This is a genomic window from Brevibacillus parabrevis, assembly GCF_003710905.1.
Taxonomy (GTDB): domain Bacteria; phylum Bacillota; class Bacilli; order Brevibacillales; family Brevibacillaceae; genus Brevibacillus; species Brevibacillus parabrevis.
On sequence record NZ_RHHV01000009.1, the window covers coordinates 214,868 to 230,933 of the forward strand.

The following is a 16,066-nucleotide window of genomic DNA, read 5'->3' on the forward strand; positions in this document are numbered from 1 at the left end:
TCATGCCCTCCCAGCTTGCAGGCTCTTTGTACTAGCTTACGTCTGGGCGGGACGGGTTATGACTATGATCTAGCAAATCTAGCAAATTCTCTAGCAGTTTAAAATCTAGCTCTTTCCAAAAAGCGGAAAAGCTGCTCGGCAGTTACGCCTTTTTCGGGTCCCAGGTCAGCAACAGCCCGGCGTGGACAAGCCCTCCGCCAAATCCGTACAGCAAAATTTTGTCTCCCGCTTTTACCTTGCCCTCCTGAATGCCAAGCCCGAGCGCCAGCGGAATGGTAGCCGCCGATGTATTGCCGTAATAGGACAGACTGTACAACGTTTTCTCGATCGAAAAGCCGCTGCGCTCGCAAATCGATTCGATCATGCGCAGATTGGCGCTGTGCGGAATGAACCAGTCCACCTCGTCCAGCGTGATTCCCGCGCGGTCAACGACGACTTGCATGCCGACTGGCACTGTCGTGACTGCCCACTTGTACACTTCCCTGCCGTTTTGGACGATGCAGCCCCCGCCCGTCAGTTGTTTGCCATCCATGTTTGTCGACAGCCCGGAGCGGTACACGTGGATTCCGCCATCTCCTTTGGAGCCTAAATAAGCTGCATGGAAACCGGGAGCCTCCTCGTCCGCCTCCACGAGGACAGCGCCTGCACCGTCGCCAAACAGGATGCAAGTCGTCCGGTCAGTGTAATCCGTCACTTTGGTCAATGTTTCGGCAGCTACTACCAGCACTTTGCGATGCAGTCCGGAGCTGATCATGGCATTCGCTGTGTGCAGTGCATAAGTAAAGCCTGCGCACGTAGCGGCAAGATCCATGGCCCCCGCCTGGGCGATGCCAAAATGAGCCTGGATTTGGCTCGCGACGCTGGGGAACGGATAGTCCGGGGTGCTGGTCGCAACCAGAATCAGATCGACGTCCGTCAGCTCTTTTTGATAGGTGTCCGCCATATTTTGCACAGCGGCGATCGCCAAGTCGCTCGTAAATTCATCGTCTGCCGCCATTCGCCGCTCATGTATTCCGGTGCGCTGCAAAATCCACTCGTCCGAAGTCTCGACCATTTTTTCCAGATCGGCATTGCGAAGCACACGGCTTGGCACATAAGTTCCAATCGCTGTGAGACGGGATGGTACAACACTTGTGTTCATCATATCGATCATCACCTCGGTTTATTATAATCACATCATAACACTAGATATTATTATCTGGTACTAATTTTTATGTTTTTGTCCACAAAAAAAAGACCTGGCTCTTTGCGAAACCAGGTCTTTCACTGCGTATGCTTCTTATTTTTCCAGCTTTTCCGCCAACCAGTAGGCAGACTTCCAAATATCTCCCGCTCCCATGGTCAGCACCAGGTCACCTGCTTGCAATTCCTTGAACAGTTTTTCCTGCATCTGTTCCTTGGTCGGAATATATTGCGCGCGCGGATGGCTGTTGGTCCTGATTTTTTGGACGAGCACCTCGGAAGTTACCCCTTCGATTTTGGCTTCTCCGGCCGGAGAGTAGATGTCTGTGACAATTACTTCATCAGCCTGGGCAAAAGCGCGACTGAACTCATCCATGAGGAAATACGTTCGCGTGTAGCGCTGCGGCTGGAACACCGCAATGACCCGACGGCCGGATGCTTTCGCCCCATTCAGTGTCGCGATGATCTCTGTCGGATGGTGCGCATAGTCATCGACTACCAAAATGTCGCGCGCTTCCCCGATGATCTGGAACCGCCGCTTCGCCCCGCGAAAAGATGTCAAAGCTCCTGCGATCTGCTCAAACGAAAGCCCGGCGTCCAGGCAGACGATGATGGCAGCGAGCGCATTGGCGATATTGTGTTTGCCCGGTACGGTAAGCGAGAGCGTGCCGAGCAGCTTTTCCTGGTGGTACACCTGGCATGTGCTGCAGCGATCTCCGCACTCGATTGCCTCGGCACGAAACTCGGCTTGCGTTGCAAACGACGGATCAATTGCATACGTTACCACTGTACCTGCAACGGAAGGCAGCACCTCGCGCACATGCGCGTCGTCGATGCACAAAATGGCTTTGCCGCCCGGCTTGAGATGGCTCAAAAACTGGACGTACGCCTTTTTCAAGTTGTTGAAATCGCCACCGAAGTGCTCAAGGTGATCCGGTTCGATGCTGGTCACAATCTCGTACATCGGTCGGTATTCCAGAAAAGAACCGTCGCTTTCATCCGCTTCCGCAATGACAAAATCACTCGTGCCAGCCTTGGCGTTCGTGCCTGCGTTCATCAGCTCGCCGCCGATAATAAAGGTCGGATCGACGCCGCACTCTTCCAGTACATGCGAAATCATGGACGTCGTAGTCGTTTTCCCGTGCGCGCCTGCAACAGCTACGCCTGTTCGTTCATTTAAAATCTGGGCAAGCATTTGGGAGCGGTGCATGACCGGAATCCCCAGCGCTTCCGCAGCGACTACCTCCGGATTATCCGGGGATATGCTGGTAGAGTAAACAATACTGTCTGCTCCCTCTACATGGGCAGCATTGTGGCCAATATGAACGACCGCCCCTCTCGCTTCCAGCTTCTTCGCCAAATCGTTCATGGCGACATCGGAGCCGGTTACCTTGTATCCAAGGTCGATCAAGACGCGGGCAATGGCACTCATGCCATATCCGCCGATGCCCACAAAGTGGACGTGCCTAGCCTGATCCACCCTATTCACCTGCCTCTTCTACTGTAGTGGGAAAGAATGCGCGCACTTGGGCGATGAAGTAGAGCGAACCGCAGACGACCAGCCAGTCATCCGCTTTCGCTGATTGCTTCTCCCGCATCCAAGAAAGGAGAAACGTTTGCCAGTCCGGGACGGCTTCGAGGTTTTCCTCTGCCCATCCGCCTTGCAAAAACGCCTCGCGCAGCGTGCTTGCATCTGCTGCACGCGGAAAGTCAAATTCCGTTACGTATAAGGATTGGATTCGCTCCTTGAGGGGAGCGAGTGCTTTCGCCATCTCGGATAGCGGTTTATCAGCCAAGCCGGAAAAGAGCAGGTGCAGACCCGCATCGTTCGGCAAAAGCCGCTCCAGACTTTTGGCCAGCGCTTCCATTCCCTCCTGATTGTGCGCCCCGTCCAAAATCACAAGCGGTCTTGGCGAGACGACTTCTAGACGACCAGGCCAGCGTGTTTGTTGCAAGCCACGCGATATTTCTTCTTCTTCCAGCAAGAACGAAAAATAGTTGCGCAAGACATCAATGGTCATCAGAGCAATCGCTGCATTCGTCGTCTGGTGAATGCCGTTCATCGTCAAACGATAGATAGATTCATCGCGCCGATGGATGCTGCCGTAGCGGAAACGCTGCTGTCCCAGCTCTTCTTCTACCTGTTCGGCAAAAAAATGCTCGTGCAGGCTGTACAGCGTGCTTCGCGTCTCGCGAGCCCGCTCCTTGAACACAGCGAGAATTTCCTCTCGTGTCTCGCCAGTGATAACAGGCACGCCCGGCTTGATGATGCCAGCTTTTTCACGGGCGATGTCCTGCAGCGTATCGCCCAAAACTTGTGTATGATCCATGCCGATATTCGTGATGACAGAAACGAGCGGCAGGACGACATTGGTCGAATCGAGCCGACCGCCAAGCCCTGTTTCCCATACGACGACAGCTGGTCTCGCCACTCTCGAAAAATAGAGAATGGCGATCAGCGTAATGACTTCAAATTCGGTAGGCGAGCCAAAGTCCGTCTCCTGCTCGCAGCGCTCGCTCAAGACTTTCACTTCATTCACCAGCGAGAGCAGATCAGCCTCGCTGATCATGCTCCCGTTGTAGCGAATGCGCTCGCGGAAATCTAGCAAATACGGCGAAGTGAACGTCCCGACACTGTAACCCGCCTCCATCAGCATTTGCGTCAGGAATGCGCATGTCGAGCCTTTTCCGTTGGTGCCTGCCACATGAATAAACGGGATTCTCCGTTCCGGATGACCCAGTTGCTCAAGTACCCACTGCATTCTCTCAAGCCCCGGCCGCTGGCCGAAGCGAAGCAGTCCATGCAGCCAGTCGAGCGCTTCTTTGTATTCAACAAATGATGCTTCTGCATGCATACTACAATGCTCCATTCTCAAAAATATGCGTTGGTACGGCGGATCATTCGCCTTTCAGTTCGGCAAGTCGCGCAATGACCTTATCGCGCTTCTCCATGTAGTCGGCCATCTTCGCCTTTTCCTCTTCCACTACTTTTTCCGGCGCTTTCGCCATGAAGCCAGCGTTGTTCAGCTTTTTCTCGATTCGCTCCACTTCACCGTTCAAGGTAGCCACCTCTTTGTCGAGGCGCTTCAGCTCCTGCTCGATGTCAATCAGCCCAGCCAGCGGCAAGAACAGCTCTGCTCCTGTCACAACCGCAGACATTGCCTTCTCCGGCGTCGCCAGGTCCTGACTGATCGTCAATGTCTCCGGGTTGCAGAAACGCGCGATATACTCCTCGCCGCGAGCCAGACGCTCTGCCGAGATCGCATCGCTCGGCTTGATCATCAGCTCGATTTTCTTGGACATCGGCACGTTTACTTCCGCACGGATGTTGCGCACGCTGCGGATAATTTCCATCAGCAAGTTCATTTCGCCCTCTGCCTCAGCGAAAATCCACTGCTCATTGACCGCAGGCCAAGGAGCTACGGTAATGCTCTCGCCTTGGTGCGGCAACGCCTGCCAAATTTCCTCGGTGATGAACGGCATGAACGGGTGCAGCAGTTTGAGTGTTTGATCCAGCACGGTAACGAGTACCGATTGGGTCGTTTTCTTCGCTGCTTCGTCGTTTCCGTAGAGCGGCAGCTTCGCCATCTCGATGTACCAGTCGCACAGGTCATCCCAGATGAAGTTGTACAGCACGCGGCCCGCTTCGCCAAACTCAAATGCGTCGGACAGGCGCGTCACATCAGTAATCGTCGCTTGCAGACGGGAGAGAATCCACTTGTCTGGCGTCGACAGCTCGCCGCTGAGATCAATATCGTCGTAAGTGAATCCGGTCAAGTTCATCAGGGCAAAACGGGAGGCGTTCCAAATCTTGTTCGCGAAGTTGCGGTTTGCCTCCACCTTTTCCCAGTAAAAGCGCTGGTCGTTCCCTGGCGAGTTTCCTGTTGCCAGTGTGAAACGCAGAGCGTCCGCGCCGTATTTTTCGATCACTTCCATCGGATCGACACCGTTTCCGAGCGACTTGGACATTTTGCGGCCTTCGGAGTCGCGGATAATGCCGTGAATCAGCACAGATTCAAACGGACTTTTTCCGGTAAATTCAAGACCGGAGAACATCATGCGCGCTACCCAGAAGAAAATGATGTCATATCCGGTAACCAGTACATTGGTCGGGTAGAAATACTTCATGTCCTCGGATTCTTCCGGCCAGCCGAGCGTGGAGAACGGCCACAGACCTGACGAGAACCACGTATCGAGAACGTCGTTGTCTTGCTCCAGCTTGTGGCTGTGGCAGCTCGGACATTCGCTTACATCGTCACGAGATACGACGGTTTCTCCGCAATCTGCGCAATACCAGGCAGGAATGCGGTGACCCCACCAGAGCTGGCGGGAAATGCACCAGTCGCGAATGTTTTCGATCCAGCGCAAGTAGTTCGTTTTGAAACGCTCCGGAACGAACTTGACGCTTTCTTCGCTGTTGGAGTTGGCAAGCGCCAGGTCAGCCAATGGCTGCATTTTTACAAACCACTGGGTAGACAGGTACGGTTCCACGACAGCATCGCTGCGCTCACTGTGACCTACCTGGTGAATGTGCTCCTCTACCTTGAACATTACGCCTTGCTCTGTCAAATCTTTAATGATTTGCTTGCGGCACGCAAAACGGTCCAGACCTTTGTAAATGCCTGCCTGTTCGTTCATCGTTCCGGTTTCGTCCATGACGACGATTTGCGGCAACTGATGGCGAAGTCCCAGTTCAAAGTCGTTCGGATCGTGCGCAGGCGTGATTTTTACCGCGCCGGAACCGAACTCGGGATCGACATACGTGTCTGCTACGATCGGGATTTCCCGGCCGACAATCGGCAAAATGACCATTTTTCCGATCAAATGCTTGTAGCGCTCGTCTTCCGGATGGACAGCGACTGCCGTATCACCGAGCATCGTTTCCGGACGAGTGGTCGCTACTTCGATGTAGCCAGTACCGTCAGCCAGCGGATAACGCATGTGGTGAAGCGCGCCTTTTACTTCTTTGTAAATAACTTCGATATCGGACAGAGCCGTACGGGCAGCCGGGTCCCAGTTGATGATGCGGTTGCCGCGGTAGATCAGCCCTTTTTCGTACAGGCGGACGAATACTTCGCGCACCGCTTTGGACAAGCCTTCATCCATCGTGAAACGCTCGCGGGAGTAATCCAGGGCAAGACCGAGCTTTTCCCACTGCTCGCGAATGTGCGAAGCGTAAATATGCTTCCATTCCCATACTTTTTCGATGAACTTGTCACGGCCGAGGTCGTGGCGGGAGATTCCTTCTTCGCGCAAAGTCGCTTCTACACGGGCTTGTGTGGCGATCCCTGCGTGGTCCATCCCTGGCAAGAACAGCGTGCTGTACCCTTGCATCCGTTTGGCGCGCGTGATGATATCTTGAAGCGTCGTATCAAGCGCGTGGCCCAAATGCAGCTTGCCTGTTACGTTCGGAGGCGGGATGACGATTGTGAACGGACGCTTCGCCGGGTCGCGTTCCGCCTTGAAAAACTGCTTTTCGATCCAGTACGGATACCATTTGCTCTCTGCTGCCTTCGGATCGTAGTTCTTCGGCAGCAATTGGTCGATGTCGGTTGTTGGCTGATTTGACATAGTTAGGTCCTCCTCTAGAAAAAATAAAAAAACCCTTCATCCAAAGGACGAAAGGATTTCATTTCGCGGTACCACCTTTGTTAACAGACGACAGGCAAAACTGCCCATCGCAAGTTCCCTCAAACAAGATAACGGCTGCGAACCGCTTTCGGCTAGACACATCGTGTTCACCAAAAACAACTCCCGGGCGACCTTCAGTCCATTGTCTCCTTAGAGAATCTTCCAGCAACTGATTCTCCTCTCTGTAAAAGGGCTCCTGACCTACTCTTCCCGATCATCATTGATACGATATGTAGTTGTGGGATCATTGCCTTTGCTTATTATATACAATCACGCTGTTTGGCGTCAAACCCGGTTTCGCCTACTTTTCCGACCGTAATGCCCAGCGCCTCGGTAAAGCCCAGTACACTTAAAATGTCCAAAATTTCTTCCCGGACATTGACAATCTCTACCTGTTTGCCAGAGGCAAGCAATTCTTTCGTTGTGAAATACAGACTGCCAATACCGGAAGAATCTACAAAGGATACACCATGAAAATCGACAGTCACGGAATGGTTTCGCCCTCCGTATTGCTGGAGCAGTTCACCCACTCGATCTCCCACCGCCATGTCCAGCTCTCCAGCGAAAAACAGCGTAGCCTGTCCGTTCGTCTCTGTTGCTCGGTAGTCCATGCTCAAACTCCTCTCAATAGGTATCGGTACACCTGATTCTTTTCTCTCTCTCATGTTACCCGGTTCACTCCACTTGCAAACATTTGGTATTTTCCCCAATGTTCATCAGCTTGGCAACGCACTCTCCAAAATAAGCTTGGTCCCTTGTGCTGTGCTGCTCAAATAAATACGATCGCAGTATTGCAGCATGACATGAAAGCCCGCACCGAGGGAATTTCGCGTCGAAAATCCTTGCTGCAGCGTCGCTCGCGGCAAGTCCTCCAGCAAAATCCCCTGCCCCTGGTCGTGAATGACAACCCGGCAAAGCCCAAGATCGTTTGCTATGTACAAAGTAATCGTTCCACCGCTTCCATGCTTGAGTGTATTCGAAGCCGCTTCGTTAACCGCCACCAAAAATTGCAGCAATCGGTTGGCAACAAGCCCCAACGGCTCAAGAGCACGCTTGAACGCTCGCCTGAGCAAAGCCAGATCGCCTGGCTCCTTGATGTCCATCGCCAGCGATTTCCGGCCCTCCCGCAGCAAAAAAAACAGCTCTTCGTCGCTTAGCAGCAGCAGCTTTCCGGCGGTAACCACCCCTAAAATATCGCGGTAAATCTCCCATTCGCGCCGCTTTCTCATCCGTTCTTCCGCGATAGCTGCCGTGACATCGATCAGGGCAATCCCACAGGTACGGTCCGGGAGATCGGAAACATACATCTCGAATACTTTTTTCCCGTCGCCGCTGACGATCTGCTCCCGCAGCGATTCGCCTGCGCCACGAACAGCCGCTTCGTTGATCAGACGCTGCATCTGTGTCTCGACATCCGGATCTGCCCGACTCGATCCAAGCGGGCGGATGTTTCCGTCATCAAAAAGATAGAGGAAGATCGATTCGATTTGCCGCAGGATCGACAGCTTTTGCAGCTCCTGTTTAATCAGCCGTCCTCGCTCGTCGTCGCGATCTTTCCAATTAGTTAATACGTCTGTAGGGTCCAATTCGCCACGCAAATGCCAGGTGTGAAATTCTTCCAGAAGCAATCGCTCCAGAACTTCTTCTTTGCGCAAAACCTTCTCGATATCAACGACATAGTAAGGAACACCGTTGATTCCCTGCAGCCCGCTGCCGATAATGCGAAAATCGAAAGCGAGCTCGACCTCCATGCGTCCATGCAATTGTTTGGACGGACTAAGCAGGCCGATAGCTGTCCGGCTGACTGCTATCAATTGCGCTTGACTTGTTTCCATTGTCGCAAGCTCCGTCACTTTTACCTTGCGCGGCGGCAGCACTTTTTGAGCGGACCCGCCAGAACGGAGCTCCAGAAGACAGTTGCGACAAGAGGGATTGTCCGGACACTGTTCACACAGAATCACCGTTCATCCTCCTATTCACGGGCGCTTCAGCTCGGGTACTCCCAACAGTACAGGAGTTTCCTTTCCTCTATGTCCGGCAGAAGAGCCGGACTGAAACTGCAAAATCAAAACGGATATGTCATCGGTTTGCTGGCCTTGGCGCATCATCGCCCACAGGTACGATTCCACACGCTCAATCGTCTCTTCACTGCCCGGCTCGTGCTCGTCCAAAAGAACAGCAAGTTCTTCGAGCAAACCGTGAGAGCTTCGCAGCACATCTTTTCTTCCCGTATCCAATAATCCATCTGTGTATAGTAGTAGTATACCCTCTTCTTTCAAGGGTACTTCCTCAAGCTGATAGGTGCTATCCGCCAAAAGCCCTAGTCCTACGCCCCCGTTGCAGCGCAGAACCGCTTTTTTCGTCGCCGACAAATAGAGCGGCTGCGGATGGCCTGCCCTGGCAAGCAAAATTTTGTGCTGGACAGAGTCGTAGACGGCGACCAGCATGGTAATGTACGAGCGCGTTTTGGCCAAATCGGTATACAGCAGCTGATTCAACCGCTGCAAAATGTCGTCCGGCGACGCGTTGTTTTGCAGCACCGCCCTTACGGCAATGCGAATGCCTGTCGCCCAAATGCTCGCAGGCAGACCGTGCCCGGATACGTCCGCTACAATAAAACAAGTGTAGCGTTCATCAATCGGGACAAAATCAATGTAATCTCCGCCTACGTAAGTGACCGGAACAAAAACGGTTCTGGCGCGCAATCCGTCCACCCGCCATTCCTCTTTCGGAATCAGCATAGACTGGATTCTGCGAGCCAAGCCCATCTCCAGCTCAAGCTCTTTCAGCTCTGACGACTGGTGCTCATGCAGGCAGCGCAAGATCAATCCCCGCACGGTCACGAGCAGCAGTTGGAAAAACGATTGCTCCAGCTCTTTTGTTTCCATATCGTACTCGTTGCATACAGTCTGAGCCAACAGCCTGACATAGCGGGGTGTCTTGGCGGTGTCCCACTGCTCCGAGACGACAATCCGCTCCTCGACGAAGTGCGCAGCGCCACGGTCGTCGCGTCTGCCCCGCTCCATGTGAAAATAAACATCCCCGTGCTCGGACTCCCAACTGATGCCAATGTAAGCAAGTGTTTTGATTTGATGAAACCAGACATCTACAAGCTCAGTCGTTATGCGGTGAATGCTATCGTAATGGACGTCGCTCACGCTGATTTTGTTGCTCGCAATCAGCAATTCCTCGTAATTTTGCTTGAGTTCCTCAACGAGAGACAGCTGATTGTTCATCCACTCCGTATGGGCGAGTTGCTGGGTAAGCCTCGATTCCAGAGAGCTGACCGACGATAGCGTCTCCGACATGAGATGCTGGTTGTCCCTATTGTTTAAGTATGTCCGAACGCTCGTATAGCCAACAGCTATAGCCAACCCTACTTTAGCATAAAACGGCATTTCCGGCAGCGCAAGCAAGGAAGCGGTGATGACCAGAAGAATCACCTGCACGATGCCTGTGTGCTGCCTTGTGCTCATTTGCCAGTCCATTAAAAGCTGGGCACCCTTGATTTGCGTTTTCGCGCGCAGCGGTCTGTGCGTCAAAAGCAAAAAGAGCAAGGAAACGATGCCCGCCAGATAAGTCCCTGAACAAAACGGCACCCCTAGCCCGTGACCGATCCAGGCGAAAGCAAGAACGAGCAAACTGCCAAGTCCCCAGGCAATCAGTCCGATCCCTTGCAAAAAAGAAATGTCAAACCATCTATGCGGTTGCCGCTGCAAGCCGCACGATAAGAAAATCAAATACACACCTATACCTATCCCTGACAAGTAGAGTGCTATTTTCCAGATCATTCGCTCACCTTTACACGTTCGTCCTAGCCTTCCTGCCCTATACGTTCCCGTTTCCTCCCATTCTCAAACCCATATGTTCAAATATACGTAAACAAGAAAGAAATCTCGTTTTTTCGTCGCGGAAATCTAGGCACTGACCCAGCCCACCTCGCATATGCTGAAATGAGGTGATAACGATGATGAATTTTCGCTGGAAGTACAACCCTACCTACCTGCGAATCAAATATGGATGCAAGCAAGTGTTGATTCCCTTGATGATTTTTCAGTTCATCCGCACCGTCCTGTTTCCCACCTCGTTTGACGTGATCCTTCTCGGCCTGCTCGCCCTTTTGTACGTGGCGATCGTACTGGAGTGGCTGTAAATGCAAAAAGCAACGCCCCACCTTTGTGAGACGTTGCTCGTCAAAAAGCTTGCTGGACCCAACGGTGCAATCGCATCAGACGGTCCATATCTTTTTCCAGGCGCTTCACCGCGTACAGCTCACTCCAATCTTTGCGATTGTGGTAATAGACGTCGATGTCCCTCATGATTCGTTCCGGGTACGACAGGAACGCTGCCAACAGCTCGATTTCTTCCGGTCGCAAGGGAAAAATGGCTGCGTAGCGATGGTACAGCTGGGAGGCGCCTGCTTCATCTCCCGCCAGTTGGAAATACGTCCGGTAAAACAGGGTGAGGTCGCGCACAGGCGTGTCAAAGCTGGCTCGGTCAAAATTGAGCAGCTTTCCCTTCCCCGAGCGATCCGGCACGATATGCGCGGGGTGCGGATAGCCGTGAATCAGCGACAGGCGAAAATGCGCGTGTGTCTCATGCCGTTCTTTCCAGTCGGTCAAAAGGTCGGTGGCTGTCTGGCTCATCTCCGTCACAAACGCTTTGTTTGCCAAAAAGACGAGGTCGAACGGAGAAGGATACTGCCGCCCTCCCGCCACTTCCGCCGCCTTTTCCATCTGGCCTTGCCAATACTGCCAGCGATTCAGCAGCGAGTCGATCAGCGGCTCTACCTGTCTCGGATCATCGAAGCGATAGTTTTGCGTCAGATGATGAAGCTCGGCCAGCCGCTCGATGGCTGGAGTTGCCCACGCCAGCGGCTGCTCTGTCCACTCCTCGCTCCCCGGCTGCCAGGGCGTCACATAGTACACCGCATCCCCCAGCACAATAAACGGATCATCGAATTTCGTATACGTAAAAGGAACCGCTCCATCCCAGCCTCGCTGCTGCAGCTGGCGCAGCATGTCGCTTACGAAAACGAGCCGCTTGGCAGACACGTTCGCCCGCTTGCAGACGTAAGAGCCGTAGGGAGTCGTCGCCTTGAATACGTTTGGTTCTTTTAGAAGATCGATGCTCTGCGCGTACATATCGTACTCTTGAAACAACGGATAAACATCGTCATATCGGCTCATCTACTCCCTCCCTCCTCGTCTGCTCAGCCCGATACGCAATGTGCTGAAGCAACTGGTCTACCGACTCTTGAATGCGCAGCGCCTGCTCGATCGCTTTTACCGATGCTTCTTCCCTGTTCGCAATCCGTCTGGTGTAGGCTTCCATGCTTTTGTACACTTCGCGAGGACGAGCCATAAAAGCGAGCATGACGGTGTAATCTCCGTAGGTGAGCGGCTTGACCTCCTCGTATCCGTCGAGAAAAGCGTCAATTTGCCCCAGATCTTTATGCGTCAAGTAATGATCCCGCAGAAAACTCGCCACGTCTCTTTGCTGAACGGACAAGGCTGGCCGGAAAAAGCCCCTCAGGTACAGCTCTCCTTTCACCATGCCCCAATTGTCCCGCAGCAGCTCCCGATGCGACACACTGACGGTTTCCGGCGTAATACTCGGATGAGTGAGCATGGCCGAAGAGCGCTCCATTCGCTGAAGCATCGGCTGCATCAACTCTGCTACCCATCTTTTTTCTCCCGGCTCGCGTCCGTGCTTGTTCCGAAACGCTTCTGCGAACGCCTTGGCCTTCGTCCATTTGGCATCTGCACCGATTTGTTCTTGCTTCAAGTAATCGATCCCCGACAAGATGGGACTTTCCTGTTGAGACAAGTGCATCATGCCAATGACTCGGCCACACCTGTAAGCCCATTCCGTCCCAGGCTCGCACGCTTCGATGTGCCGGGCGTGGTCGGTCATGGTGACGCCACGCTTGCCTACAACCAGAAACGGCTTAGTCTCTCGCGTACGTATGAACCTTTCCACTACGCGAAACCCCTGACGAGCCAATCGCTCGCGCCAGGCAAACGACCAGCGCATCACATCCACACGCGGCCAGACGTGGAGTTCCTTGGGGCCCCGGTTAGTCTCCAGTAAATAGCAGTCATCGAGCGGCGTGATTCGAATCACGCGCGCCCGATAATGCTGGCAAACTTCGGAGAGATCGATCTTATCCACGGTCCCCCACTCCTTTATTGCGGGATGTACAAAATTTGTCCCGCGACAACCTGTTCGGAAGCGAGCCTGTTCACTTCCACGATTTTGGACACTGGCAACGAATAGCGCTGGGAAATATGCTCCAGCGTCTCGTCACGCTGAATGATGCACATCTTCAACTGACTTGTGCTCTCTTCCTTGCGCCGCACGAACGAGGTGAGATTATGCATCGCCTCCATCGTCCCGGGACTCGCCCCCACTGAAGAGCCGTGGCGGGAGGTGCTGGACGAGGACTCCGCTTCGCTGGCTTGCGCTTCCTGTTTGGCGCGACTGGCTTGCGAAAAGATGGTGGTGATGTTGACATTGGCCTTCTCTTCGCGGGAAGCCTTGCCGGAAATGGCTACTTTCAGCTCTGTCTCTTCCACCACTTCTGGCTGCGCAATCACTGGCTCTGCTTCCTCTTCCTCGAGGTCGGCATGCACTTCTTGTACGGCATTCGCATCGTAGGCAGACTCGTCAGGCTCACTCGCTACCGGAGCGTAATCAATCTCGTTCTGTTCGTGGATGGCAAGCACAGGTTCATCCGCGTCATGCTGTTTTCTCTCCTGCTCGCGGGCCTGAACATCCTGATAGGCAAGCACATCGTACGCAGGGGAGTCGTACTGAGCCTCAGCCTGACCGTGCGTTTCGTAAGCGGCAGGATCGGCCATCCACGCTTTTTGCGGCTCACTTTGCGCCACCTCCTGCACCTCGCCATAATGTTCCTGCACTTCCCCGTATTGCGACGGGATATCCTCAGGATCGCTGTAGGCAATCGCGGGAGCGTCGAAAACGGACGGCGATTCAGTCGAGTCATAAGAAGCTGGCAATGCCTGCCGTTCCAGTTCTGCTTCGAGCGCACTCAGCTTTTCCTCGATTTCGTCCAGAGAGGCAGGTGAAGCGTACTCCTGATACGATTCGTCCGTCGCATGGGCGTATTCCCAGGCTCTCGCTTCCTCTGCAGCCGGTTCCTGATCGGCTGACGCTGGCTGGGCAGCCTGTTGTTCGCCCAAAAGAATCCCCATGATTTTCAAATCTGCATCAATCAGCATTTGATGCGGAGATTCCAGCTTGTAATCAAAGCTGTCTACAATCGCGTAAATGTCGCCAATTTCCGCAATCCGGTCCAACGGAATCGTAATGTTCAACGGGATGCGATGGCCGATTTGCTCCTCCCAGCCGTACTGCACCTCTTCCGACGCTTCCTGACGAAACGGCGGAAAAGTTACTGCCTCAACCAGAGTTTCCGTTCCGCCGCTGTTCGCTTCTGCGGCCTCCCTGATCGGCTCGTATTTTCCTACCAATTGCAAGCAACCCGTGATCGAGACATACGAATCGTTTTCCAGAACCTCGACATCAGGCACCAGTTCCAGCTCTTGCAATTCGCCGATTCCGGCTCTATCGGATGAGAGGAAAATGGTCTCCTTGATGGCAAACGAAAGCAGCCCATCCTGTAACGCCATTCGTGCTCCTCCTTTTCGAAAACTTGGGCTCCGCCAAGCTTTTTTTTGGGCGATGCCTTTGATGCGCCAAGGTCGATACGAGTTGTACAGGCATCCGATCGACCGAGTGCAGGACATTTCCCTATACTATATGGACAGGACGAGCCGTTTAGCACCGAAAAAAGGAAAAACCGGGGTTAGCTCCCCGGTTGCACAGATGCGATCCATTCCAATATGGCTTTTTTTCCTTGGGCAATACAATCCGGCACACCTACACCGTTGTAGGATGCCCCTGCCACCATGACCCCCGGCAGGCTGGCTTTCAGCTTTTGTTTCACGTCCCGCACCCACGCCTGATGTCCGACCACATATGGAATCGCGTTTTGCAGACGGGTGACACTGTAAAACTCCGGCTCTTGACGGATGGTCATGATCTTGCGCAAATCGCGCAGCACAACGTCCAGAATCTCTTCGTCGGTCATCTGCATAAAGGCTTGCTCTGTCGCTCGCCCGACGAAGCTTCTCAAGAGCGCCTTGTTGTTCGGCACCATGTGCGGCCATTTCCGATGCGCCCACGTACACGCCGTAATCGTCGCACCGGAGTGGCGCGGCACGATGAAGCCTGTCCCTTCCATCCCCAGCTCGATCCCGCTCTCCGGAAAAGCCATGGCAATCGTCGCTACCATGTGCGGCTTGGCGTTCTCCAGTGTCGCAACATTGGCAAAAGGCCGCAGCAAAGGCTCCGAGACAGCGTGGGGTACGGTGAACAAAACGGCGTCCGTCTCAAGCAGCTGACCGTTTGTCAAAGCGAGCGCATACTTGCCGTCTGGCCGTTTTTCCAGCTTGGTGACCCCTGTGCCTTTCAGCAACACTTCACTAGGCAAGCTTTTTTCAATGCCTTCCACCAACGATTGCAATCCGTTCGCAAGCGTCAGGAAAATGCCTTTTGGCTTGCCAGGTGCTTTCGACTGCGGGCGCGAATGCTTCATCGCGAGAATCAGGCTGCGGTGCTGCTTTTCCATTTGCGCGAACTGCGGAAAGCTCGCCAGCAAGCTGAGGTGGTCGAGATCCCCGGAGTAGACGCCTGACAGAAGCGGAGAAATGAGGTTGTCGATCACTTCATCCCCCAGCCTGCGCCGGAAAAATTCGCCTACGGAAATATCCGCATCGCCTTTGGAGGCAGGCAAAATCAAGTCGGCTGCTGCGCGGATTTTGCCTGGCCACGAGATCAGGTCTGTCGTCACAAACGGCATCAGCTTGGTCGGCACCCCCATCACGGCGCCTTCCGGAATCGGCTGCAAGCGATTTTTGTGCCAAATGTAAGCCTGTCCGGTGCTGTTGCGCACCAGTTCATGCGCAAGCCCCAAATCGGCTGCCAGCTCGCCTGCGCTCGTTTTCCGCTCCAAAAACGAATCCGGTCCCAGCTCGATGACAAAGCCTTCGTGCCGCCACGTCTTGATCTTTCCGCCCAGGTGATCCTGCTGTTCGAGCAGCTGATAGGAAATCGGCAGCCCTTTTGCTTCGATCTCTTTTTGCAAGTAAAAAGCAGCGGTCAATCCGGTGATGCCGCCGCCAACAATCGTTACATGATAAGATTTCTCGCTCATGTGATCAATCCC

The 16,066-nt window shown here is 53.8% G+C and carries 12 protein-coding genes and 1 other annotated feature; of the genes, 1 reads left to right on the forward strand and 11 read right to left on the reverse strand.

Annotated features, from left to right (window positions below; translation table 11 throughout):
- Positions 1 to 142: 142 nt before the first annotated feature.
- The 7 genes from EDM60_RS12300 to EDM60_RS12330 all read right to left on the reverse strand — a co-directional run bounded on the left by EDM60_RS12300 (position 143) and on the right by EDM60_RS12330 (position 10,604).
- Positions 143 to 1,144, reverse strand: coding sequence for a ketoacyl-ACP synthase III (locus EDM60_RS12300; protein ID WP_122964239.1), 1,002 nt, complete (start codon positions 1,142 to 1,144; stop codon positions 143 to 145).
- Positions 1,145 to 1,279: 135 nt separating this feature from the next.
- Positions 1,280 to 2,662, reverse strand: a complete 1,383-nt coding sequence (murC, locus tag EDM60_RS12305) for a UDP-N-acetylmuramate--L-alanine ligase (protein WP_122964240.1) — start codon at positions 2,660 to 2,662, stop codon at positions 1,280 to 1,282.
- Position 2,663: 1 nt separating this feature from the next.
- Entirely contained in the window at positions 2,664 to 4,037 is a 1,374-nt protein-coding gene (locus EDM60_RS12310) for a bifunctional folylpolyglutamate synthase/dihydrofolate synthase (protein WP_122964241.1), read from the reverse strand.
- 43 nt (positions 4,038 to 4,080) lie between these two features.
- Complete coding sequence (locus EDM60_RS12315) at positions 4,081 to 6,753, reverse strand: valine--tRNA ligase (protein WP_122964242.1); 2,673 nt, start codon at positions 6,751 to 6,753, stop codon at positions 4,081 to 4,083.
- A gap of 40 nt (positions 6,754 to 6,793) precedes the next feature.
- Positions 6,794 to 7,040 (reverse strand) — a binding site (T-box leader).
- A 33-nt stretch (positions 7,041 to 7,073) separates the two neighbouring features.
- Positions 7,074 to 7,424: an STAS domain-containing protein gene (locus EDM60_RS12320; protein ID WP_063230159.1), complete on the reverse strand. Its 351-nt coding sequence runs from the start codon at positions 7,422 to 7,424 to the stop codon at positions 7,074 to 7,076.
- Between the two features lie 105 nt (positions 7,425 to 7,529).
- Positions 7,530 to 8,774 (reverse strand): ATP-binding protein, encoded by a 1,245-nt coding sequence (locus tag EDM60_RS12325; RefSeq protein ID WP_122964243.1) that lies wholly within the window; start codon positions 8,772 to 8,774, stop codon positions 7,530 to 7,532.
- A gap of 15 nt (positions 8,775 to 8,789) precedes the next feature.
- Positions 8,790 to 10,604: a PP2C family protein-serine/threonine phosphatase gene (locus EDM60_RS12330; protein WP_233454073.1), complete on the reverse strand. Its 1,815-nt coding sequence runs from the start codon at positions 10,602 to 10,604 to the stop codon at positions 8,790 to 8,792.
- 176 nt (positions 10,605 to 10,780) lie between these two features.
- On the opposite strand from EDM60_RS12330, the gene EDM60_RS12335 reads away from it, so the two are divergent.
- Positions 10,781 to 10,966 carry a hypothetical protein gene (locus tag EDM60_RS12335; RefSeq protein ID WP_063230156.1) on the forward strand — a complete coding sequence of 62 codons (186 nt, stop codon included), beginning with the start codon at positions 10,781 to 10,783 and terminating at the stop codon, positions 10,964 to 10,966.
- A gap of 40 nt (positions 10,967 to 11,006) precedes the next feature.
- Here EDM60_RS12335 and EDM60_RS12340 read toward each other — a convergent pair whose 3' ends face one another.
- From EDM60_RS12340 to hemY, 4 genes are all read right to left on the reverse strand, one after another.
- Complete coding sequence (locus EDM60_RS12340; RefSeq protein WP_122964244.1) at positions 11,007 to 12,002, reverse strand: protein kinase family protein; 996 nt, start codon at positions 12,000 to 12,002, stop codon at positions 11,007 to 11,009.
- A complete protein-coding gene (locus EDM60_RS12345; protein WP_122964245.1) occupies positions 11,989 to 12,987 on the reverse strand; it encodes a phosphotransferase in 999 nt (332 codons plus the stop codon). Before EDM60_RS12345 ends, EDM60_RS12340 begins: the two co-directional genes overlap by 14 nt.
- A gap of 14 nt (positions 12,988 to 13,001) precedes the next feature.
- On the reverse strand, positions 13,002 to 14,468 hold the full coding sequence (locus EDM60_RS12350) for a LysM peptidoglycan-binding domain-containing protein (protein ID WP_122964246.1): 1,467 nt from the start codon (positions 14,466 to 14,468) through the stop codon (positions 13,002 to 13,004).
- Positions 14,469 to 14,644: 176 nt separating this feature from the next.
- Positions 14,645 to 16,054: a protoporphyrinogen oxidase gene (hemY, locus tag EDM60_RS12355; RefSeq protein ID WP_122964247.1), complete on the reverse strand. Its 1,410-nt coding sequence runs from the start codon at positions 16,052 to 16,054 to the stop codon at positions 14,645 to 14,647.
- Positions 16,055 to 16,066: the final 12 nt, after the last annotated feature.

What these genes read in the sequence shown, in the direction of transcription:
- EDM60_RS12320 (WP_063230159.1), bottom strand. Translation starts at nt 7,424, where the DNA reads ATGGACTACCGAGCAACAGAGACGAACGGACAGGCTACGCTGTTTTTC.
- EDM60_RS12315 (WP_122964242.1), bottom strand. Translation starts at nt 6,753, where the DNA reads ATGTCAAATCAGCCAACAACCGACATCGACCAATTGCTGCCGAAGAAC.
- EDM60_RS12340 (WP_122964244.1), bottom strand. Translation starts at nt 12,002, where the DNA reads ATGAGCCGATATGACGATGTTTATCCGTTGTTTCAAGAGTACGATATG.
- EDM60_RS12330 (WP_233454073.1), bottom strand. Translation starts at nt 10,604, where the DNA reads ATGATCTGGAAAATAGCACTCTACTTGTCAGGGATAGGTATAGGTGTG.
- EDM60_RS12310 (WP_122964241.1), bottom strand. Translation starts at nt 4,037, where the DNA reads ATGCATGCAGAAGCATCATTTGTTGAATACAAAGAAGCGCTCGACTGG.
- hemY (WP_122964247.1), bottom strand. Translation starts at nt 16,054, where the DNA reads ATGAGCGAGAAATCTTATCATGTAACGATTGTTGGCGGCGGCATCACC.
- EDM60_RS12300 (WP_122964239.1), bottom strand. Translation starts at nt 1,144, where the DNA reads ATGATGAACACAAGTGTTGTACCATCCCGTCTCACAGCGATTGGAACT.
- EDM60_RS12335 (WP_063230156.1), top strand. Translation starts at nt 10,781, where the DNA reads ATGATGAATTTTCGCTGGAAGTACAACCCTACCTACCTGCGAATCAAA.
- EDM60_RS12350 (WP_122964246.1), bottom strand. Translation starts at nt 14,468, where the DNA reads ATGGCGTTACAGGATGGGCTGCTTTCGTTTGCCATCAAGGAGACCATT.